This window comes from Arthrobacter sp. Leaf141 (genome assembly GCF_001424565.1).
Classification (GTDB): domain Bacteria; phylum Actinomycetota; class Actinomycetes; order Actinomycetales; family Micrococcaceae; genus Arthrobacter.
Genome location: NZ_LMOL01000005.1, coordinates 412,776 through 432,359, shown reverse-complemented (window position 1 = coordinate 432,359; position 19,584 = coordinate 412,776). Strand labels below are relative to the sequence as shown.

Genomic DNA, 19,584 nt, shown 5'->3' with positions numbered 1-19,584 from the left:
CCTTTCGGATGGACTGCACGTTCGCCGCCGGCTCGGTTGAGCCGGCGGCGATCGGGAAGTATTACCAGCGGTAGTGGGCGAAGGCCTTGTTGGACTCGGCCATCTTGTGGGTATCTTCGCGGCGCTTCACAGCGGCACCGAGACCGTTCGAGGCATCCAGGATTTCGTTCTGGAGGCGCTCGGTCATCGTCTTTTCGCGGCGGGCCTTGGAGTAGCCAACCAGCCAACGCAGGGCGAGTGCGGTGGAGCGGCCCGGCTTGACCTCAACCGGAACCTGGTACGTTGCGCCACCGACGCGGCGTGAGCGGACCTCGAGTGAAGGCTTGACGTTGTCCATGGCCTTCTTGAGGGCTGCTACGGGGTCGCCACCGGACTTGGCGCGTGCGCCTTCGAGTGCACCGTAGACGATGCGCTCTGCCGTGGACTTCTTGCCGTCAACGAGCACCTTGTTGATGAGCTGGGTAACCAGCGGGGAGCCGTAAACGGGATCTAGTACGAGCGGCCGCTTGGGGGCCGGACCCTTGCGAGGCATATTACTTCTTCTCCATCTTTGCGCCGTAACGGCTGCGTGCCTGCTTACGGTTCTTCACACCCTGGGTATCGAGGGCGCCACGGACGATCTTGTAGCGGACACCGGGGAGGTCCTTAACGCGACCACCGCGAACGAGCACAATGGAGTGCTCCTGCAGGTTGTGGCCAACACCGGGGATGTAGGCGGTTACTTCCACGCCACCGTTGAGGCGCACACGTGCAACCTTACGGAGAGCCGAGTTCGGCTTCTTCGGGGTGGTGGTGTAAACGCGGGTGCAGACACCGCGGCGCATCGGGCTGCCGTTCAGCGCGGGGGCCTTGGTCTTTTTGACCTTCGGCGTGCGGCCCTTGCGGACCAGCTGGTTAATCGTAGGCACTCTCGTGTTCTCCGTTGGTTTGATCTCTACCCCGGGACCAGGCGCCAGCCTGGAAGTCGGGGTTTTGGCGTTGTTCCTGCAGCTGCGCCCATGAAAACTTGCGTAGGCGTGCAAAAGCGTGGCATTCGTTGCGCACCTAGCCCGCAACCCGGAAACAAGCTCCACCCAGCATCATGAGAACAAAACCAAAATGATGCTGCGGCGGCCTTCATCCACTGCCACACAGAACAATTACGAAAAGTCTAACACGTATGGACCTGGGGCCTTAATCCGGTGTATACGGGGAAGACCCCGCCCCCACGGTGTGGGGACGGGGTCTTTCTACTCAGGGACCAGTGGTCAGCGGAAGTCGCTGCCCAGGTCGTAGTCATCCAGCGGGATGGCGTGGAACTCAGGAGCTCCGTCGCCGCCCAGGGTGTCGTACGAGAAGTCACTGAATGCGCTGGGGCCGGTGAACAGGTTGGCCTTTGCTTCTTCAGTGGGCTCCACGGTGACCTCGGTGTAGCGCGGGAGACCCGTGCCGGCCGGGATCAGCTTACCGATGATGACGTTCTCCTTGAGGCCGAGCAGCGGGTCGCTCTTGCCTTCCATGGCCGCCTGCGTCAGGACGCGGGTGGTTTCCTGGAAGGAAGCTGCGGACAGCCAGGACTCGGTGGCCAGGGAGGCCTTGGTGATGCCCATGAGCTCAGGACGGCCGGAAGCCGGTGTCTTGCCCTCGGACACAACACGGCGGTTGGCGTCTTCGAAGCGGCTGCGCTCGGCGAGCTCGCCGGGCAGCAGATCCGATTCGCCGGACTCGATGACCGTGACGCGCCGCAGCATCTGCCGGACAATGACTTCCACGTGCTTGTCGTGGATGCCAATGCCCTGGCTGAGGTAAACGCCCTGCACTTCGTCCACAAGGAACTTCTGCGCGGCACGCGGACCCATGATGCGCAGGACCTGCTTGGGGTCAACCGGTCCGTTGATCAGCTTCTGGCCAACCGTGACGTGGTCGCCGTCTTCGATCAGGAGCCGTGAACGGCGAAGCACCGGGTAAGCGATGTCTTCGGTTCCGTCGTCGGGCGTGATGACCAGGCGCATCTGGCGCTCGGACTCTTCGATGGTGATGCGGCCGGCTGCTTCTGCAATCGGTGCGACACCCTTCGGAGTGCGGGCTTCGAACAGCTCCTGGATACGGGGCAGGCCCTGGGTGATGTCGTCGCCACCACCGGCGGAGACAGCACCACCGGTGTGGAACGTACGCATGGTCAGCTGCGTGCCGGGCTCACCGATGGACTGTGCGGCGATGATGCCCACGGCTTCGCCGATGTCCACGGTCTTGCCCGTGGCCAGCGAGCGGCCGTAGCACAGGGCGCAGGTGCCGACGCTGGACTCACAGGTGAGTACGGAGCGGACCTTGACCTCGGTGATGCCGGCTGCGAAGAGCTCGGCAATAACAACGTCGCCGCAGTCGGTGCCGGCAGCTGCCAGGACGGTGCCCTTGTCATCGACGACGTCGACGGCCAGGGTCCGGGCGTAGGCGCTGTTCTCAACGTTCTCGTCGAGGACCAGTTCACCGTTGGCGTCGGCGACGGCGATTGCCGTGACCAGGCCGCGCTCGGTGCCGCAGTCCTCTTCGCGGACGATGACGTCCTGCGAGACGTCCACCAGACGCCGGGTCAGGTAACCCGAGTTGGCGGTACGCAGCGCGGTGTCAGCCAGGCCCTTACGTGCACCGTGGGTGGCGATGAAGTATTCCAGCACCGACAGGCCCTCACGGTAGGAGGACTTGATGGGACGCGGGATGATCTCACCCTTAGGGTTGGCCACCAGGCCACGGATACCCGCGATCTGACGGACCTGCATCCAGTTACCACGTGCACCGGAGGACACCATGCGGTTGATCGTGTTCATCGGGGACAGGCTGTCACGCATCGCCTGGGCGATTTCGTTGGTGGCCTTGTTCCAGATTTCGATCAGTTCCTGGCGGCGCTCGTCGTCGTCGATCAGGCCCTTGTCATACTGGCCCTGGATCTTGGCGGCGCGCTCCTCGTAGCCGGCAAGGATCTTCGGCTTGTCCTTGGGCACCTCAATGTCGGAGATGGCCACGGTGACGCCCGAGCGGGTTGCCCAGTAGAAACCGGCATCCTTCAGGTTGTCCAGCGTTGCTGCGGTGACGACCTTGGGGTAACGCTCGGCGAGGTCGTTGACGATCCGGGACAGTTCGCCCTTGTCCGCAACATCCTCAACCCACGGGTAGTCCTCGGGCAGGGTCTCGTTGAAGATGACCTGTCCCAGTGAGGTTTCCACCAGTGCGGTCTGACCCGGCTCCCAGCCTTCGGGAGCTTCCCAGCCTGCGTAGGGCACAAAGCCTTCGAGGCGGATCTTGACCTTGGAGTTCAGGTGCAGGTCACGCAGGTCGTAAGCCATGATGGCTTCCGCCACGGAACCGAAGATCCGGCCTTCGCCGGCTGAACCGACACGCTTGGTGGTCAGGTGGTACAGACCGATGATCATGTCCTGCGAAGGCAGGGTCACGGGACGGCCGTCGGAGGGCTTGAGGATGTTGTTGGAGGACAGCATCAGGATGCGGGCCTCAGCCTGCGCCTCGGGGCTCAGCGGCAGGTGCACTGCCATCTGGTCGCCGTCGAAGTCGGCGTTGAAGGCGCCACAAACCAGCGGGTGCAGCTGGATTGCCTTACCTTCAACAAGCTGGGGCTCGAACGCCTGGATGCCGAGGCGGTGCAGGGTGGGTGCACGGTTGAGCAGCACCGGGTGTTCGGTGATGATCTCTTCCAGGACGTCCCAGACCTGCGGGCGGTAACGCTCCACCATCCGCTTGGCCGACTTGATGTTCTGGGCGTGGTTGAGGTCAACCAGGCGCTTCATCACGAACGGCTTGAAGAGCTCCAGTGCCATCTGCTTGGGCAGGCCACACTGGTGCAGCTTCAGCTGCGGGCCCACCACGATGACCGAACGGCCGGAGTAGTCAACACGCTTGCCGAGGAGGTTCTGGCGGAACCGGCCCTGCTTGCCCTTGAGCATGTCGCTCAGGGACTTCAGCGGACGGTTGCCCGGACCCGTGACGGGACGGCCGCGGCGGCCGTTGTCGAAGAGGCTGTCAACAGCTTCCTGAAGCATGCGCTTCTCGTTGTTGACGATGATCTCCGGAGCACCCAGGTCGAGCAGGCGCTTGAGGCGGTTGTTGCGGTTGATCACACGCCGGTAGAGGTCGTTGAGGTCGGAGGTCGCAAAGCGGCCACCGTCCAGCTGGACCATGGGGCGCAGTTCCGGCGGGATCACCGGGACGGCGTCCAGGACCATGCCAAGCGGGCTGTTGTTGGTGGTCAGGAACGCGTTGACCACCTTCAGGCGCTTGAGGGCACGGGTCTTGCGCTGGCCCTTGCCGTTGGCAATGATGTCGCGCAGCAGGTCCGACTCGGCCTGCATGTCGAAGTTCTCAAGGCGCTTCTTGATGGCTTCGGCACCCATGGAGCCTTCGAAGTACATGCCGTAGCGGTCGCGCAGCTCGCGGTACAGGCCTTCGTCACCTTCGAGGTCAGCGACCTTGAGGTTCTTGAACCGGTCCCAGACCTGCTCGAGGCGTTCGATGTCGGCGTCGGCACGCTTACGCACGTTCGCCATCTGGCGGTCGGCGGAGTCACGGGCCTTCTTCTTGTCGGCAGCCTTGGCGCCTTCGCCCTCAAGGCGGGCGATTTCGCCTTCGAGGTCGCGGGCGATCGCCGCGATGTCGGAGTCGCGGTTGTCGATGAGCTGCTTCTTCTCGATGTCGTGCTCAACCTGCAGGTTGGGCAGTTCCTCGTGGCGGGCAGCCTCGTCGACGCTGGTGATCATGTAGGCGGCGAAGTAGATGACCTTTTCGAGGTCCTTCGGTGCCAGGTCAAGGAGGTAGCCAAGGCGTGACGGAACACCCTTGAAGTACCAGATGTGCGTGACGGGCGCGGCGAGCTCAATGTGGCCCATACGCTCGCGGCGGACCTTCGCGCGGGTGACTTCAACGCCACACCGCTCGCAGATGATGCCCTTGAAGCGGACGCGCTTGTACTTGCCGCAGTAGCACTCCCAGTCCCGGGACGGGCCGAAGATCTTCTCGCAGAAGAGTCCGTCCTTCTCAGGCTTGAGCGTGCGGTAGTTGATGGTTTCCGGCTTCTTAACCTCGCCGTATGACCAACCACGGATGTCTTCCGCGGTGGCGAGGCCGATCTGCATGAGGCCGAAGGAGGATTCGCTGGACATATGGTCCCTGTTCTCTCTTGTTCTCTGAATTCTGAAGTCTTGGGCTACGCGAAGAGGGAGGAGGGGCACGACGGCGGGTTCGCACCCGCCGTCGTACCTCCCCTGCTAAACCTCTTCTACGGAACTGGGCTCTGCACGGGACAGGTCGATGCCCAGTTCTTCCGCAGCCGTGAAGACTGCGTCATCAGAATCACGCATTTCAATCGTGGTTCCGTCGGTGGAAAGAACTTCCACGTTCAGGCACAGCGACTGCATTTCCTTGATCAGGACCTTGAAGGATTCGGGAACGCCCGGCTCCGGGATGTTCTCGCCCTTGACGATGGCTTCGTAGACCTTCACGCGGCCATGGATGTCATCGGACTTGATGGTCAGGAGTTCCTGAAGCGTGTAAGCGGCGCCGTAGGCCTCGAGGGCCCAGACTTCCATCTCACCGAAGCGCTGGCCACCGAACTGTGCCTTACCACCCAGCGGCTGCTGCGTGATCATGGAGTACGGGCCGGTGGAGCGGGCGTGGATCTTGTCGTCCACCAGGTGGTGGAGCTTCAGGATGTACATGTAGCCCACGGAGATCGGGTCCGGGAACGGTTCGCCGGAGCGGCCGTCGAAGAGCCGGGTCTTGCCGGAGGAGTCAATCAGGCGCTCACCGTCGCGGGTCACGTTGGTGGAGTCGAGCAGGCCGGTGATTTCTTCTTCACGGGCGCCGTCGAACACCGGCGTGGCGACAGTGGTGGAACCACTTTCGCGGGGCAGGTTGGGCAGCTGCTTGACCCACTCGGGCTCGCCTTCGATCTTCCAACCGGTCTTGGCAACCCAACCGAGGTGGGTTTCCAGGACCTGGCCCACGTTCATGCGGCCCGGAACACCCAGCGGGTTCAGGACGATATCAACGGGGGTGCCGTCGGCCAGGAAGGGCATGTCCTCGATCGGGAGGATCTTGGAGATAACGCCCTTGTTGCCGTGGCGGCCGGCGAGCTTGTCGCCGTCGGTGATCTTGCGCTTGGCAGCGACGTATACGCGGACCAGCTGGTTGACGCCCGGGGGCAGCTCATCGTCGTTGTCGCGGTCGAAGACGCGGACACCGATGACGGTGCCGGACTCGCCGTGGGGAACCTTCAGGGAGGTGTCGCGCACTTCGCGGGACTTCTCACCGAAGATGGCACGGAGCAGGCGCTCTTCCGGGGTCAGCTCGGTCTCGCCCTTGGGGGTGACCTTGCCTACCAGGATGTCGCCGGCTTCAACCTCGGCACCGATGTGGATGATGCCGCGCTCGTCCAGGCCTGCCAGGACTTCCTCGGACACGTTGGGGATGTCACGGGTGATTTCCTCGGCACCAAGCTTGGTGTCGCGGGCATCGATCTCGTGCTCCTCGATGTGGATGGAGGAAAGGACGTCCTCGGCAACGATGCGCTGCGAGAGGATGATGGCGTCCTCGAAGTTGTGGCCTTCCCAGGACATGAATGCCACGAGCAGGTTCTTGCCCAGTGCCAGTTCGCCCTGGTCCGTTGCCGGACCGTCGGCGATGATGCCGCCGACTTCGAGGCGCTGGCCTTCGCTTACCAGGACGCGGTTGTTGTAGCAGTTGCCCTGGTTGGAGCGTGCGAACTTGTTGATGCGGTAGTTGGTTTCGGTGCCGTCGTCGTTAAGCATGATGACGAGCTCGGCGGAAACCTCGGTGACCACACCGGCCTTCTTGGCGATGGTGACGTCACCGGCGTCGACTGCGGCGGCGCGCTCCATGCCGGTACCCACAAACGGGGCCTCGGAACGGACCAGCGGCACAGCCTGGCGCTGCATGTTGGCACCCATGAGTGCACGGTTGGCATCGTCATGCTCGAGGAACGGAATCAGGGCCGTTGCCACGGACACCATCTGGCGCGGGGAAACGTCCATGAACTCGACCTCGCCGGCGGGAACGAGGACAGGCTCGCCTCCGCCACCACGGGCGCGGACCAGGACAGTGTCCTCGGAGAACTTCTTGTTTGCATCGAGCGGGGCGTTGGCCTGTGCGATCAGGACCTCTGCCTCGTCGTCAGCCGTCAGGTACTGGACGTCGTCGGAAACAACGCCATCCTTGACCAGGCGGTACGGGGTCTCGATGAAACCGAACGGGTTGATCCGGCCGTAGGAAGCCAGCGAACCGATCAGGCCAATGTTCGGGCCTTCAGGGGTTTCGATGGGGCACATGCGGCCGTAGTGGGACGGGTGCACGTCACGGACTTCCATGCCGGCACGGTCACGGGACAGACCGCCGGGGCCCAGCGCCGACAGGCGGCGCTTGTGGGTCAGGCCGGAGAGCGGGTTGTTCTGGTCCATGAACTGCGACAGCTGGGACGTTCCGAAGAACTCCTTGATGGCTGCAACAACCGGGCGGATGTTGATCAGCGTCTGCGGCGTGATGGCTTCGACGTCCTGCGTGGTCATACGCTCGCGGACAACGCGCTCCATGCGGGACAGGCCGGTGCGGACCTGGTTCTCGATGAGCTCGCCGACGGCGCGGATGCGGCGGTTGCCGAAGTGGTCGATGTCATCGATCTCGACGCGGAGGTCGTGGTCCTGGCCATCGCGCTTGCCCGTGAGGGTTTTCTCGCCGGCATGCAGCGCAACGAGGAACTTGATCATGGCGACGATGTCTTCAACGTGCAGGACCGAAGCTTCCTTGTCACCAAGGGAGCGGTCGATCCCAAGCTTGCGGTTGATCTTGTAGCGGCCAACCTTGGCCAGATCGTAGCGCTTGGAGTTGAAGTACAGGTTGTCCAGCAGGGACTGGGCAGCCTCGACTGTGGGCGGCTCGCCCGGTCGCAGCTTCCGGTAGATGTCCAGCAACGCGTCTTCGCGGGTTTCGGTGGCGTCCTTCTCCAGGGTTGCCCGCATGGAGTCGTACTGCCCGAATTCCTCAAGGATCTGGCCTTCAGTCCAGCCGAGGGCCTTCAGCAGCACCGTGACGGACTGCTTGCGCTTCCGGTCGAGGCGGACGCCGACCTGGTCGCGCTTGTCGATCTCCAGCTCGAACCATGCACCGCGGGACGGGATGATCTTGGCGGTGAAGATGTCCTTGTCGCTGGTCTTGTCAGCGGCACGCTCGAAGTAGGCGCCCGGGGAACGGACCAGCTGGGAGACCACAACACGCTCGGTGCCGTTGACCACGAAGGTGCCCTTCTCGGTCATCAGCGGGAAGTCGCCCATGAACACGGTCTGCTGCTTGATTTCGCCCGTGTTGTTGTTCATGAACTCGGCCTTGACGTACAGCGGAGCCGAGTACGTGGCGTCCCGGTCCTTGCATTCGGCCATCGTGTACTTGGGATCAGCGAACTCCGGATCGGAGAAGCTCAGGGACATGGTGCCCTGGAAGTCCTCGATCGGGGAGATTTCTTCGAAGATGTCCGACAGGCCGGACGTGGTGGCGACGCTGAGGTCGTTTTCTTCGACAGCCTTTGCCACGCGTGCCTGCCAGCGCTCGTTGCCGACCAGCCAGTCAAAGCTGTCCGTCTGCAGGGCAAGCAGATTCGGAACATCAAGGGGTTCGTGAATCTTTGCGAATGAGAGCCGGCGAGTGGCACCATCAGTGCTGTCGGCGGTGTTAGCGGTTTCGTTATTAGAGGTGCTCGAGGCGACCAAGAGGGATCCTTCCACAGACCTTCAGGCGTTTTCAGATCTCCCCCGCTGTGCATCTGCAGATAGAATCCACAGTGCTACCATCCGGTTCCGCTATATGACCCGGGGCCGGGGCTGGGCATTTCGTGACGTTGTCGACGGCACGTTGAATGTCAGCTGCCAGGCAAAGCCCACCGCTATATGAAGGCTGAAGGTAAACAGGGAAGACGCAAATATCTACGATACGGCAAAACAGCCTACCTGTCTACCCCACATCCGGCCGGATTGCAAGCACCGGATTTTGACCGGCACCGCTCCCCTGTCTTCACAGCCGGAGCGTCACGCCTTCCGCCGTGCAGGTGCCGGAATTGGCGAATACCGCGTCGCGGACGGCGTCCTTGGATTCCTGGTCCGCCTGGCCGCCGGTCTCCGCCTTGCCTGAACGGTCGATGGAGAGCAGGGCAAGCGCTGCGAAGAGCCCTTCGAGGTCGCCGGCGGCACCGGCCTGGGCGTCCTGGGCTTTCAGGTAGATCTCCTCGAAGCCGTTGGCGTCGTCCGCCGGGACCGCGGCGTACTCCGCGTAGAGCGAGTTGAACAGCCCGCAGGCCTCCTTGGCCCCGCCGGCGGCCGGCGCTGCCGGCGCCGATGACGCGGGTCCCGGTGCGGTGTTGCCGGGGGTGCTGCCGGCGGAGTCCTGGCCCTGCGCGGATCCGGAGGCCGCCGGCGCGGGCTCGGGCGCCTGCACGGAGCACGCGGTAAGGCCTGCCAGCGCGGCGATGGCCGACAGGGAGAGGATCTTTTTCACGTCTGCACCTTTGTTCCGAATGGTGCGGGCTTTGGTGACCCGCCGCAAGTTTCCGCGTTCAACCCTACGCAAGCTCCCGGCGTCGTGCACGTCCCAGGCATGGGGACCTCTCCCCTGCCGTTCCGGACGGTGCCTTGCGTGCGGGTGTTTGAATAGCAGCGTGACAGGGGTCACGATAGCCTTGGTGGCTTACACCGGATCCGATCGGAAGAGATAACCATGGGCGATTCCCAGGACAACACTGACGTTGTCATCCTCGCAGCAGTGCGGACCCCACAGGGCCGGATCAACGGCCAGCTGGCGGGCTTCACCGCCGTGGACCTGGGCGCCCGTGCCATCAGGGCCGCGCTGGACGCCGGTGGCGTGGACGCGGCAGACGTGGACGCCGTCATCATGGGCCAGGTGCTGCAGGCCGGGGCCGGCCAGAATCCGGCCCGGCAAAGCAGTGTTGGCGCAGGCATCGGCTGGAATGTTCCGGCCGTCACTATCAACAAGGTGTGCCTGTCCGGCCTGACGGCGGTCATCGATGCCGCCCGGCTGATCCGGGCCGGCGATGCCACCGTGGTGGTTGCCGGCGGCCAGGAGTCCATGACCCGGGCGCCGCACCTGCTCCCCGGGTCCCGGCAGGGCTGGACCTACGGCAACATCGCGGCCCTGGACGCGGCAGCGCATGACGGGCTGACCGACGCCTTTGACGGCCAGTCGATGGGCCTGTCCACGGAAACGCGGAACCTGGCCCTGGGCATTGACCGGCAGTCCCAGGACAACGTGGCGGCGCAATCGCATCAGCGGGCCGCGCTTGCCGCAAAGAACGGCATTTTCGACGACGAACTGGTGCCGTTGAGCGTCAAGCAGCGAAAAGGCGACCCGTTGCAGGTCGACGCCGATGAGGGCATCCGGCCCGCCACCACGGTGGAGTCCCTGGCGGGACTGCGGGCTGCGTTCGCCACCGACGGCACCATCACGGCCGGAAACTCCTCGCCGCTGTCCGATGGGGCGGCAGCGCTGGTCCTGTCCAGCAGGGGGTACGCGGAAGCCCACGGCCTGGCCTACCTGGCAGTGGTGGGCAAGCCAGGGCAGGTGGCCGGGCCGGACAACTCGCTGCATTCCCAACCGTCAAACGCCATCCTCGATGCGCTGCAGCGGGCCGGTTGGACCACCGCTGACCTTGACTTCATCGAGATCAACGAGGCCTTCGGGTCCGTGGCGGTCCAGTCCCTGAAGGACCTGGACTATCCGCTGGACCGGTGCAACATCCACGGCGGAGCGATTGCCTTGGGACACCCGATCGGGGCCTCCGGGGCCCGGCTTGCCGTTCACGCTGCCCACGAACTCCAGCGGCGGGGTACTGGCAAGGCAGCCGTATCACTGTGCGGCGGCGGCGGGCAGGGCGAAGCGCTCCTGCTGTACCGCGACTGATGGGGACCGAACCGGCGCCGGGCCGGGAAAGGTTCCTGGCCGGCGCGGCGGAAGTGGGCCTCCAAGTGGACGTGGTGGCCCGGGCCGCCGCCGGCAGCCTGGCCGAGGCGGCGTCACTGCTGGGCATCAGCCCGGCGGATATCGTTAAATCGCTGGTGGTCAAGCACAAGGACGGCACATTCCTGTTCGCCCTGATCCCCGGCGACCGGCAGATCTCCTGGCCCAAGCTCAGGGCACTGGTGGGCGTCAACAAGTTGTCCCTGCCACCGGCAGAGGTGGCCCTGGACGCCACCGGCTACGAGCGCGGCACCATCACTCCGCTGGGCAGCACGCATCCGTGGCCTGTGTACGCCGACGCCGCCATCACGGGAAAACGGATCTCCATGGGCGCAGGGGCACACGGCTACAGCGCATTCGTGGACGCCGACGCGCTCACGGCAGCCCTGCGAGCGGTGGTGGCGGACATCTCCGATCCCAACTAGGTCGCAGTTGTTGTCGTTTTGGAGCCCCATAACGACAACAACTGCCAGTCAGTTGGGTTAAACAGAAAACCCCGCCCACAACAGTGGACGGGGTTTTCCGGGAAAAGACGCTGTTACTTGAGGGTAACGGTTGCGCCGGCAGCCTCGAGCTGCTCCTTTGCCTTCTCGGCAGCTTCCTTGGTGGCGCCTTCGAGGACGGCCTTGGGAGCGCTGTCGACCAGGTCCTTGGCTTCCTTCAGACCCAGGGAAGTGATGGCACGTACTTCCTTGATCACTGCGATCTTCTTTTCGCCAGCGGATTCGAGGACGACATCGAAGTCGGTCTTCTCTTCGGCTTCTTCAGCAGCAGCAGCGGGGCCGGCAACGGCAACAGCGGCAGCGGTTACTTCGAAAGTCTCTTCGAAGAGCTTGACGAACTCGGAGAGCTCGATGATGGTCAGTTCCTTGAAAGCTTCAATGAGCTCTTCGTTGGTGAGCTTCGCCATGGGAGGCGTCCTTCCTGTTGTGGTGGTTACCGGGCGCTGGGCCCGAACCACCGGAGTCTGGTGGGGTGAAGAGAATCAGTTCTCTTCGGCTGCGGGAGCTTCAGCCGGGGCTTCAGCTTCAGCGGCGGGGGCTTCTTCAGCGGCAGGGGCCTCGGCAGCTGCCGGTGCACCGTTCTCTTCTTCAAGCTTGAGGCGCAGCGCATCGATGATGCGGGCAGCAGCAGCGGCAGGAGCCTTGAGGATGCCTGCAACCTTTGCGAGCTGCAGCTCACGGGATTCGAGGGCAGCCAGTGCGGCGACCTCGGTGGCGTTCAGTGCCTTGCCCTCGAAGTAACCCGTCTTGATAACGAGCTGCTTGTTGGTCTTGGCAAAATCCGTCAGGCTCTTGGCAGCGGCAACTGCGTCACCCTTGATGAACGCGATTGCAGTGGGGCCGGCGAGCTGGCCGTCGAATGCTGCGACGCCTGCTTCCTTGGCTGCAATGGCGGTCAGGGTGTTCTTGACGACCGCGAACTTGGTGTCCTGGCCGAGAGAAACACGCAGCTGCTTGAGCTGTGCAACGGTGAGCCCACGGTATTCGGTCAGGACAGCGGCGTTCGATTCCTTGAAATCGTTAGTGATCTCAGCTACTGCTGAAACCTTTGTAGGCGTTGCCATAACCCTCCTTCCGGGGATAGTGCCGGTATTCGACGGTCCCCTCAGGATCGCTGAAACAAAAAAACGCCCCGCGCAGATGCACGGGGCTTGGCTCAACGCGGATCAATCCGCGGAACTTTTGCTTCGTTCACCTGCGCCGGCCGCCCTGCGTGAGGGGCCTTCGTCCGGAAACCTACTTGGATCCCCCGCACACAACTGCAGAAGTGAGCGATGCCCGGGAGAGTGGATTTCCAACAACCGACGGTCTTTGGTCCTCCCAGCTTACGGGACGCTTGACCCGTCCACCAAATCGGCCGGATCAGCTGGTGCTGGTATGCGTCTTCGGGAGTTCCTTCTGCCAGATCCCGGTGACCCCCGCGGTGCGGAAGCCCAGCTGCTGGTTCACCGTCAGGAGGTAGCGGTTCTCCGGGGCGTTCCAGGTGTAAATGACCCTGGCGTCGGGAAACTGTTCCGTGAGGCGCTCCATGTTGGCCACCTTGATCAGCAGGCCGAGTTTGTTGCCACGGTGTTCCTGCAGCACCAGGGTGTCGTCCTGGAACACCACGTCAGCCCGGTGGGCCAGTACCGTGATGGTGGTCAGGCCCACCAGGGCCCCGGTGGCGAGGTCCTCGACGGCGGTGACCACCGTCCGCCGGCCCTGCGCGATGGCGACCCCTTCGGCTTCACGGAGGATGCCGCCGTCGAACACCATGTCCTGCTCGACAGGCGCTTCCAGGGCAGGGTCGACGTCGGCGCCCGCCTGGTTTTCGAGGGTGGCCACGGCCTCCAACCAGCGGTCAGGGCAACGGTCCGTCCAGTGGTGCAGCCGGTACCGGCCGTTGTTGGCGGCGTCCGCCTCGGCCTGCAGGTCCGCGACGAGTTTTGTGTCCAGCGGCAGCGCGCAGGAACTGAACTGCTCGATGTGCTGGAGGGTGTAGCCGGTCTTCTGGGCGAATTCGACCTCGCGGCTGTCCAGCGGCACAAACCCCTGGCCCGAGCCGGGAACCAGCTGGGCCTGCTCAAACTCGTGCAGCGAGGCGCCGGGATGGTTTGTGTCCACCAGGATCATGCTGCGGCCCTCACCGCGTGCCAGTTGCTCCGCGGCCAACAGCAGCCGCCGGCCCACCCCCTGGCGCTGGAATTCCGGCAGGATGTCCAGCGTGAACTCCGCCAGGTCAAGGTTGTCCGTGAGCGGCAGGGCGATGTCCACGGTCCCGACGATTTTGCCGTCCACCTTGGCCACCAGAATCAGCTGCCGCTCATACGGGTCCTCGAACTCCAGCAGCTTCTCCAGCGGCCCGTAGGCGAGGTCGTCGCTGCCCCACGTCTGCATCCGCACCTTGCGGCCCACCTCAACGGCAGCAAGGAAGTCGGCCGCGTCAGGTGCGTCCAGTGAATCGGGAATCCACAGCTGTTCGATCTTCACGTCGTGTGCCATTGGCGCATCACCCCAGCCGTTTCTGCCACTCGCCTTCATAGCCTGCAGGCTTGAATCCAAGCGCGCCATTTATCGCCAGCATATGCTGGTTTTCGCTGGCGTTCCATGTCAGGACCGAGCGCGCCGCGGGCCAACGCTCCTGCGCCCGCCGCACGTTGGCCAGCTTCAGCAGCAGCCCCAGGTTGTGGCCACGGTGCGCGGCCACCACCAGGGTGTCGTTCTGCAGGATGGACGCCGGAACGCCGGGACGCCATTCAAGGACGGTGTAGCCCACCAAATCACCCGTGCCGCGGTGCTGGGCCGCCACCACCACCGCCTCCGTACCCGACCGGGCCAGCTGCTCTTCACCGGACCGCACCCGGGCGGCGTCCCAGTCCTCCAGGCCCCAGTCCAGCCCTGCGGTGGGGACGTCCACACTCATGTGCGCCTTCAGTTCTGCGAATTTGTCCACCAGGTCCGCCGGGCAGGAGCTGTCCCACCACACCAGGGTGTAGTCCCCGGACGTACCTGTGGCCCGCGCCGCCAGCTGGTCCAGGACGTCGCCGGGGACAGGGAGTGCCAGGCTGCTGCTGCGCTCCACCTGTTCCAGGTCGTAGCCCGAGGCCAGCGCGAACGCCGTGCCGGGCTCGGCCAACGGCAGCGCGCCGGCTCCGGACTTGGCCGGGACCGTGGCACCGGTGGCGACGTGCCCGATGGGCACCTCAAAGTAGCCGTCCAGGGACGTCCGGCCCCGGCTGCGGGCCAGGTCCTCCACATGCCGGAGCAGGACCCTGCCAAGTCCCCGCCTGCGGTATGCGGGCGCCACCAGCACGTCCACTCCCGCCGTTGCGGTGTTCTCGCGCAGGGGCAGCGTGACCGAACACAGCCCTGCCGTTTCGTGGCCCAGCCGTGCCAGAAAAAGAAAACGATCCTCGTAGGCGTTGCCGCGCCAGAACTCCGCCGCCTCGGCAAGCGTGGGGCAACGGTCCAGGTTTCCCCAGAGCGCCAGTTCCTGCTTTTCCCGCAAGGCATGGCAGGTCCGGAAATCATCGTCAGGTCCGGTTGCGGAACCTCCGACAGCGGCGTGCCCGGCAAGGCTGCCCGGCGGCGGAACCCGGACGGCGGTGATGGCCAAGCCGGCTGGGACGGGTGGGCTGTTGTGGTGCTCCGGCGCGGCCATTCCCCCAGCTTAGGCAGGAGGCGCTGACAAGTTAAGCAAAAAACCGCCCGGCGAAGGCGCCGGGCGGTTCATTGGTGCCGGACGGATCCGGCAGCCGAGGGAATTAGGCCTCGGTCAGTACCTTGGTCACGTTGGGGTCCACGGCGATGCCGGGGCCGAACGTGGTGGCAACAGTTGCCTTCTGGATGTAGCGGCCCTTGGAAGCGGACGGCTTCAGGCGAAGCACCTCTTCCAGTGCGGCTGCGTAGTTCTCGGCCAGCTTGAGGGCGTCGAAGGACACCTTGCCGATGATGAAGTGCAGGTTCGAGTGCTTGTCGACGCGGAAGTCGATCTTGCCGCCCTTGATGTCGTTGACAGCCTTGGTGACGTCGGCCGTAACGGTGCCGGTCTTCGGGTTCGGCATCAGGTTACGGGGACCCAGGACCTTACCCAGACGGCCAACCTTGCCCATGAGGTCAGGGGTGGCAACGGCTGCATCGAAGTCGGTCCAGCCGGCTGCGATCTTTTCGATCAGGTCATCGGAACCAACGAAGTCGGCGCCGGCAGCGATTGCTGCCTCAGCCTTGTCGCCCGTTGCGAAGACGAGGACGCGGGAGACCTTGCCGGTGCCGTGGGGCAGGTTGACCGTGCCGCGGACCATCTGGTCAGCCTTGCGCGGGTCAACGCCGAGGCGGAAAGCAACCTCAACGGTGGCGTCGAACTTGGAGGGGTTGGTGTCCTTGGCAATCGTTACTGCCTCGAACGGCGCGTAGAACTTCTCCGCGTCGATCTTGGCGGCTGCTGCCTCATATGCTTTGCTGCGCTTTGCCATGCTGCTTATTCTCCTTGTGCAGTTGTGGTCTGCGGACCGCGCTGGGCCCTGCCACAGTTGGGAATCCGGCATGGAATCCCAACATTCTTGATGTTTCAGTGGTGCCGGTTACCCGGCGGGTGAAGGCTGTTAGCCTTCGACGGTGATACCCATGGAGCGGGCGGTGCCGGCGATGATCTTCGCTGCGCCTTCGAGGCTGGTGGCGTTGAGGTCTTCCATCTTGGTGGTGGCGATCTCGTTGACCTGCGCCTGGGTCAGCTTGGCAACCTTGACGGTGTGCGGGGTAGCTGAACCCTTAGCGACGCCTGCAGCCTTTTTGATGAGCTCTGCAGCCGGCGGGGTCTTGGTGATGAACGTGAAGGAGCGGTCCTCGTAGACCGTGATTTCCACGGGGATGACGTTTCCGCGCTGGGCTTCCGTCGCAGCGTTGTACGCCTTGCAGAATTCCATGATGTTGACACCGTGCTGGCCAAGCGCAGGACCGATCGGCGGGGCCGGGTTAGCGGCACCTGCCTGGATCTGCAGCTTGATGAGGCCGGTGACCTTCTTCTTGGGAGCCAATGTAGGGTCCTTCTCTCAATAACTTCCTGTGACACAGGAGCGTGCCTCAGGTCTGTGGCCGCCATGGCGAGGCGGCCGGCCGTTCCCGTCCTGCTAAGCCGGCAGGGTGGGAACGAAATTTGTGGGTGGTCAGATCTTGGTGACCTGGTTGAACGCCAGGGTGACCGGCGTTTCGCGTTCGAAGATGGAAACCAGCACCACGAGGGTCTGCGATTCGATCTTGATTTCGGAGATCGTGGCGGGGAGGGTCTCGAAGGGACCTTCCTTGACGATGACGGACTCGCCAACTTCGAAGTCGATGTCCACGGGAGCCTGGTGCTGCTTGTTGACCGGCTTGCCCTTCTCTGCCTGCTCTTCTTCGAAGACCGGGGCGAGCATGGAGAAGACTTCGTCCAAACGCAGCGGGACCGGGTTGTGGGCGTTGCCCACGAAGCCGGTGACGCCGGGGGTGTGGCGGACGGCGCCCCAGGAGGCATCCGTCAGGTCCATGCGGACCAGCACATAGCCGGGGATGCGGACGCGGTTGATGACCTTACGCTGGGCGTTCTTGATCTCGACCACTTCTTCCATCGGCACCTGGATTTCGAAGATGTACTCTTCCATGTCCAGGGTCTGGATGCGGGTCTCAAGGTTGGCCTTGACGCGGTTTTCGTAGCCGGCGTAGGAGTGGATGACGTACCAGTCACCCTCCTGGCGGCGCAGCTTCGACTTGAACTCATCCGCCGGATCGACCTCGGGAACGGCAACAGCGACGGCCTCTTCGGACTCGTCGCCGGCTTCTGTCCCGTGGTCTGCTGCGCTGAACTCTACGTCGGCATTTGCCTCGGAGTCGTCGTCGGCCTCTGCAGCGTCGAAGTCGGCGTCAGCGTCAGCGGATTCGGGCGCGGAGGATTCAACCTCAGACTCTTCACCGGCTCCTGCCGTGACGTCCGCGGACTCTTCGCGTTCAGTCTCGGTTACCTCGAGCTCCTGCTCAGACACTTGGTCTCCTGCTTCCTCATTGCCTAACATGCCTATTTAAATGGCTCAATTCCGCATGCCGCTGTTTTCCCTCCGGTCACCCGGAGCGATCAGCCTGCCTGCGGAGCGTGCAGCGTTAGCTGTCCCCGGAGCCGGTACCGCCGAAGACCCAGCCGACAGCGGAACCAAATCCGATGTCCAGCAGGCTGACGATGACCATCATGATGGCCACGAATACCAGCACCACGAGCGTGTAGTTGATCAGTTCCTTGCGGGTTGGTGCCACGACCTTCTTCAGTTCGCCAATCATCTGGCGGACGAACAATGCAATGCGGGCGAAGATGCTTGCCTTGGCAGCCTTCTTAGCCGGGCGTCCCTTGGAGCTGCTGGCAGCTGTTTCGGTCACCTGGTCCTCGCTCATCTTTGCAATGGTGGATTACCCGGCCCTGATCAGAACCATGGTTGCTGCGCTTGCCCCGGATGTTGGTCCGGGGCAGCTTGCGCAGGGCAGACAGGACTCGAACCTGCAACCTGCGGTTTTGGAGACCGCTGCGCTACCAATTGCGCCACTACCCTATGGGTGATAATCCGCGACTGATAACGATTCCCCAGTTTTTCACTGGGCGCACGTCATCATCCGTGTTTCAACACCGGTGAACCAGTCTACGCAACAACTTCGCGTACGTCGAACCAGCCCCTTCCGGGCCCTCGCGCTGCATGAACTTGTCCCGGACTGGAGACCAGTCACAATTCAAATCCGGCAACCCGGAGGGTCCGGTGAACAGCATAGAGTAGAAACGTCGAATTCCCCCATTCCAGCCTTTTGGCTGCCTGCGAAGAACGGACCTGCCATGTCTGCCGCCCGCGTTTCCAAGCGCATATCCGCAATTGCCGAATCCGCCACCCTTGCCGTTGATGCCAAGGCGAAGGCGCTTAAGGCGGCTGGCCGGCCGGTTATTGGCTTTGGTGCGGGCGAACCGGATTTCCCCACCCCGGAATACATTGTGCAGGCCGCCATTGAGGCGGCCGGACAGCCCAAGTACCACCGCTACTCCCCCGCCGGCGGACTGCCGGAGCTCAAGAAGGCGATCGCGGAGAAAACCCTGCGGGATTCCGGCTATGCAGTGGACGCCGCCCAGGTCCTGGTCACCAACGGCGGCAAGCAGGCCGTCTACAACACCTTCGCCACCCTGCTGGATCCGGGCGACGAAGTCATTGTGCCCACCCCGTTCTGGACCACGTACCCGGAGGCCATCCGCTTGGCCGGCGGTGTCCCCGTTGAGGTCTTCGCCGGCCCCGAGCAGGACTACCTGGTGACCGTGGAACAGCTGGAGGCTGCTGTCACGGACCGCACCAAGGTCCTGCTGTTTGTCTCCCCGTCCAACCCCACCGGTTCGGTCTACTCGCCGGAACAGGTGGCGGAGATCGGCAAGTGGGCTGCGGCCAAGGGCCTCTGGGTAGTTACGGACGAAATCTACGAGCACCTGACCTACGACGGCGTGCCCTTCACCTCGATCGCCACCGCTGCCCCCGAACTGGGCGACAAGGTGGTTATCCTCAACGGCGTGGCCAAAACCTACGCCATGACCGGCTGGCGCGTGGGCTGGATGATCGGCCCGGCGGATGTCATCAAGGCCGCCACCAACCTGCAGTCGCACGCCACCTCCAACGTTTCAAACATCATGCAGATCGCCGCCCTCGCCGCCGTTTCCGGTCCGCTGACCGCAGTCGATGAGATGAAGGTGGCCTTCGACCGGCGCCGGAAGGCCATCGTGGCCGGCCTGAACGCCATCGAGGGCGTGGAATGCCCGACGCCGAAGGGTGCCTTCTACGTGTACGCGGACGTCCGCGGCCTGCTGGGCAAGTCGTTCCCGACGGCGGCGGGTACCTCGACGCCGTCGACCTCCGCCGAGCTGGCGGCGTTGATCCTGGATGAGGTGGAGGTTGCGGTGGTTCCCGGTGAGGCGTTTGGCCCGTCCGGCTATCTGCGCCTCTCCTACGCCCTGGGCGACGAGGACCTGGCCACCGGCGTGCAGCGGCTGCAGGACTTCCTCGGCAAAGCCCAGTAAGGTCCAAAACACCCCGTTGCG

16 protein-coding genes and 1 tRNA gene are annotated in these 19,584 nt (G+C 63.9%); 3 read left to right on the top strand and 14 right to left on the bottom strand.

The window, feature by feature from the left end; translation table 11 throughout:
* Positions 1 to 61 precede the first annotated feature (61 nt).
* The 5 genes from rpsG to ASF72_RS04520 form a co-directional block, all read right to left on the bottom strand.
* Positions 62 to 532 carry a 30S ribosomal protein S7 gene (gene rpsG, locus ASF72_RS04540; protein WP_026531948.1) on the bottom strand — a complete coding sequence of 157 codons (471 nt, stop codon included), beginning with the start codon at positions 530 to 532 and terminating at the stop codon, positions 62 to 64.
* A 1-nt stretch (position 533) separates the two neighbouring features.
* Positions 534 to 908 carry a 30S ribosomal protein S12 gene (gene rpsL, locus ASF72_RS04535; protein ID WP_011692814.1) on the bottom strand — a complete coding sequence of 125 codons (375 nt, stop codon included), beginning with the start codon at positions 906 to 908 and terminating at the stop codon, positions 534 to 536.
* Between the two features lie 339 nt (positions 909 to 1,247).
* The gene (locus tag ASF72_RS04530) at positions 1,248 to 5,147 is read right to left on the bottom strand and encodes a DNA-directed RNA polymerase subunit beta' (RefSeq protein WP_050684400.1); all 3,900 of its coding nucleotides are present in this window, start codon (positions 5,145 to 5,147) and stop codon (positions 1,248 to 1,250) included.
* 105 nt (positions 5,148 to 5,252) lie between these two features.
* Positions 5,253 to 8,762: a DNA-directed RNA polymerase subunit beta gene (gene rpoB, locus ASF72_RS04525; protein ID WP_050684401.1), complete on the bottom strand. Its 3,510-nt coding sequence runs from the start codon at positions 8,760 to 8,762 to the stop codon at positions 5,253 to 5,255.
* 301 nt (positions 8,763 to 9,063) lie between these two features.
* On the bottom strand, positions 9,064 to 9,543 hold the full coding sequence (locus ASF72_RS04520) for a hypothetical protein (protein ID WP_056597442.1): 480 nt from the start codon (positions 9,541 to 9,543) through the stop codon (positions 9,064 to 9,066).
* Positions 9,544 to 9,762: 219 nt separating this feature from the next.
* Between ASF72_RS04520 and ASF72_RS04515 the strand changes: the two genes are divergently transcribed.
* Positions 9,763 to 10,962 (top strand): acetyl-CoA C-acetyltransferase, encoded by a 1,200-nt coding sequence (locus ASF72_RS04515; RefSeq protein WP_056596983.1) that lies wholly within the window; start codon positions 9,763 to 9,765, stop codon positions 10,960 to 10,962.
* The gene (locus ASF72_RS04510) at positions 10,962 to 11,444 is read left to right on the top strand and encodes an aminoacyl-tRNA deacylase (RefSeq protein ID WP_056596981.1); all 483 of its coding nucleotides are present in this window, start codon (positions 10,962 to 10,964) and stop codon (positions 11,442 to 11,444) included. Before ASF72_RS04515 ends, ASF72_RS04510 begins: the two co-directional genes overlap by 1 nt.
* Before the next feature lie 113 nt (positions 11,445 to 11,557).
* Here ASF72_RS04510 and rplL read toward each other — a convergent pair whose 3' ends face one another.
* The 9 genes from rplL to ASF72_RS04465 form a co-directional block, all read right to left on the bottom strand.
* Positions 11,558 to 11,929: a 50S ribosomal protein L7/L12 gene (rplL, locus tag ASF72_RS04505; RefSeq protein ID WP_050684404.1), complete on the bottom strand. Its 372-nt coding sequence runs from the start codon at positions 11,927 to 11,929 to the stop codon at positions 11,558 to 11,560.
* A gap of 75 nt (positions 11,930 to 12,004) precedes the next feature.
* Positions 12,005 to 12,586, bottom strand: coding sequence for a 50S ribosomal protein L10 (rplJ, locus tag ASF72_RS04500; RefSeq protein ID WP_050684405.1), 582 nt, complete (start codon positions 12,584 to 12,586; stop codon positions 12,005 to 12,007).
* Positions 12,587 to 12,884: 298 nt separating this feature from the next.
* The gene (locus ASF72_RS04495; protein WP_056596979.1) at positions 12,885 to 14,003 is read right to left on the bottom strand and encodes a GNAT family N-acetyltransferase; all 1,119 of its coding nucleotides are present in this window, start codon (positions 14,001 to 14,003) and stop codon (positions 12,885 to 12,887) included.
* A gap of 7 nt (positions 14,004 to 14,010) precedes the next feature.
* On the bottom strand, positions 14,011 to 15,162 hold the full coding sequence (locus ASF72_RS04490) for a GNAT family N-acetyltransferase (RefSeq protein WP_056596977.1): 1,152 nt from the start codon (positions 15,160 to 15,162) through the stop codon (positions 14,011 to 14,013).
* A gap of 103 nt (positions 15,163 to 15,265) precedes the next feature.
* Entirely contained in the window at positions 15,266 to 15,973 is a 708-nt protein-coding gene (gene rplA / locus ASF72_RS04485) for a 50S ribosomal protein L1 (RefSeq protein ID WP_050684408.1), read from the bottom strand.
* Positions 15,974 to 16,102: 129 nt separating this feature from the next.
* Positions 16,103 to 16,534, bottom strand: a complete 432-nt coding sequence (gene rplK, locus ASF72_RS04480; protein WP_018773647.1) for a 50S ribosomal protein L11 — start codon at positions 16,532 to 16,534, stop codon at positions 16,103 to 16,105.
* 129 nt (positions 16,535 to 16,663) lie between these two features.
* Positions 16,664 to 17,515, bottom strand: coding sequence for a transcription termination/antitermination protein NusG (nusG, locus tag ASF72_RS04475; protein ID WP_050684409.1), 852 nt, complete (start codon positions 17,513 to 17,515; stop codon positions 16,664 to 16,666).
* A 115-nt stretch (positions 17,516 to 17,630) separates the two neighbouring features.
* Positions 17,631 to 17,915 carry a preprotein translocase subunit SecE gene (gene secE / locus ASF72_RS04470; protein WP_050684410.1) on the bottom strand — a complete coding sequence of 95 codons (285 nt, stop codon included), beginning with the start codon at positions 17,913 to 17,915 and terminating at the stop codon, positions 17,631 to 17,633.
* Positions 17,916 to 17,997: 82 nt separating this feature from the next.
* A tRNA-Trp gene (locus ASF72_RS04465) sits at positions 17,998 to 18,070 on the bottom strand.
* 275 nt (positions 18,071 to 18,345) lie between these two features.
* Here ASF72_RS04465 and ASF72_RS04460 point away from each other — a divergent pair.
* A complete protein-coding gene (locus ASF72_RS04460) occupies positions 18,346 to 19,563 on the top strand; it encodes a pyridoxal phosphate-dependent aminotransferase (RefSeq protein ID WP_056596972.1) in 1,218 nt (405 codons plus the stop codon).
* Positions 19,564 to 19,584 lie beyond the last annotated feature (21 nt).

Excerpts from the sequence above, each read along its gene's own strand:
- rpsG (WP_026531948.1), bottom strand. The coding sequence starts at position 532 with ATGCCTCGCAAGGGTCCGGCCCCCAAGCGGCCGCTCGTACTAGATCCC.
- ASF72_RS04530 (WP_050684400.1), bottom strand. The coding sequence starts at position 5,147 with ATGTCCAGCGAATCCTCCTTCGGCCTCATGCAGATCGGCCTCGCCACC.
- ASF72_RS04515 (WP_056596983.1), top strand. The coding sequence starts at position 9,763 with ATGGGCGATTCCCAGGACAACACTGACGTTGTCATCCTCGCAGCAGTG.
- ASF72_RS04510 (WP_056596981.1), top strand. The coding sequence starts at position 10,962 with ATGGGGACCGAACCGGCGCCGGGCCGGGAAAGGTTCCTGGCCGGCGCG.
- rplL (WP_050684404.1), bottom strand. The coding sequence starts at position 11,929 with ATGGCGAAGCTCACCAACGAAGAGCTCATTGAAGCTTTCAAGGAACTG.
- rplJ (WP_050684405.1), bottom strand. The coding sequence starts at position 12,586 with ATGGCAACGCCTACAAAGGTTTCAGCAGTAGCTGAGATCACTAACGAT.
- ASF72_RS04495 (WP_056596979.1), bottom strand. The coding sequence starts at position 14,003 with ATGGCACACGACGTGAAGATCGAACAGCTGTGGATTCCCGATTCACTG.
- ASF72_RS04490 (WP_056596977.1), bottom strand. The coding sequence starts at position 15,162 with ATGGCCGCGCCGGAGCACCACAACAGCCCACCCGTCCCAGCCGGCTTG.
- rplA (WP_050684408.1), bottom strand. The coding sequence starts at position 15,973 with ATGGCAAAGCGCAGCAAAGCATATGAGGCAGCAGCCGCCAAGATCGAC.
- secE (WP_050684410.1), bottom strand. The coding sequence starts at position 17,915 with ATGAGCGAGGACCAGGTGACCGAAACAGCTGCCAGCAGCTCCAAGGGA.
- ASF72_RS04460 (WP_056596972.1), top strand. The coding sequence starts at position 18,346 with ATGTCTGCCGCCCGCGTTTCCAAGCGCATATCCGCAATTGCCGAATCC.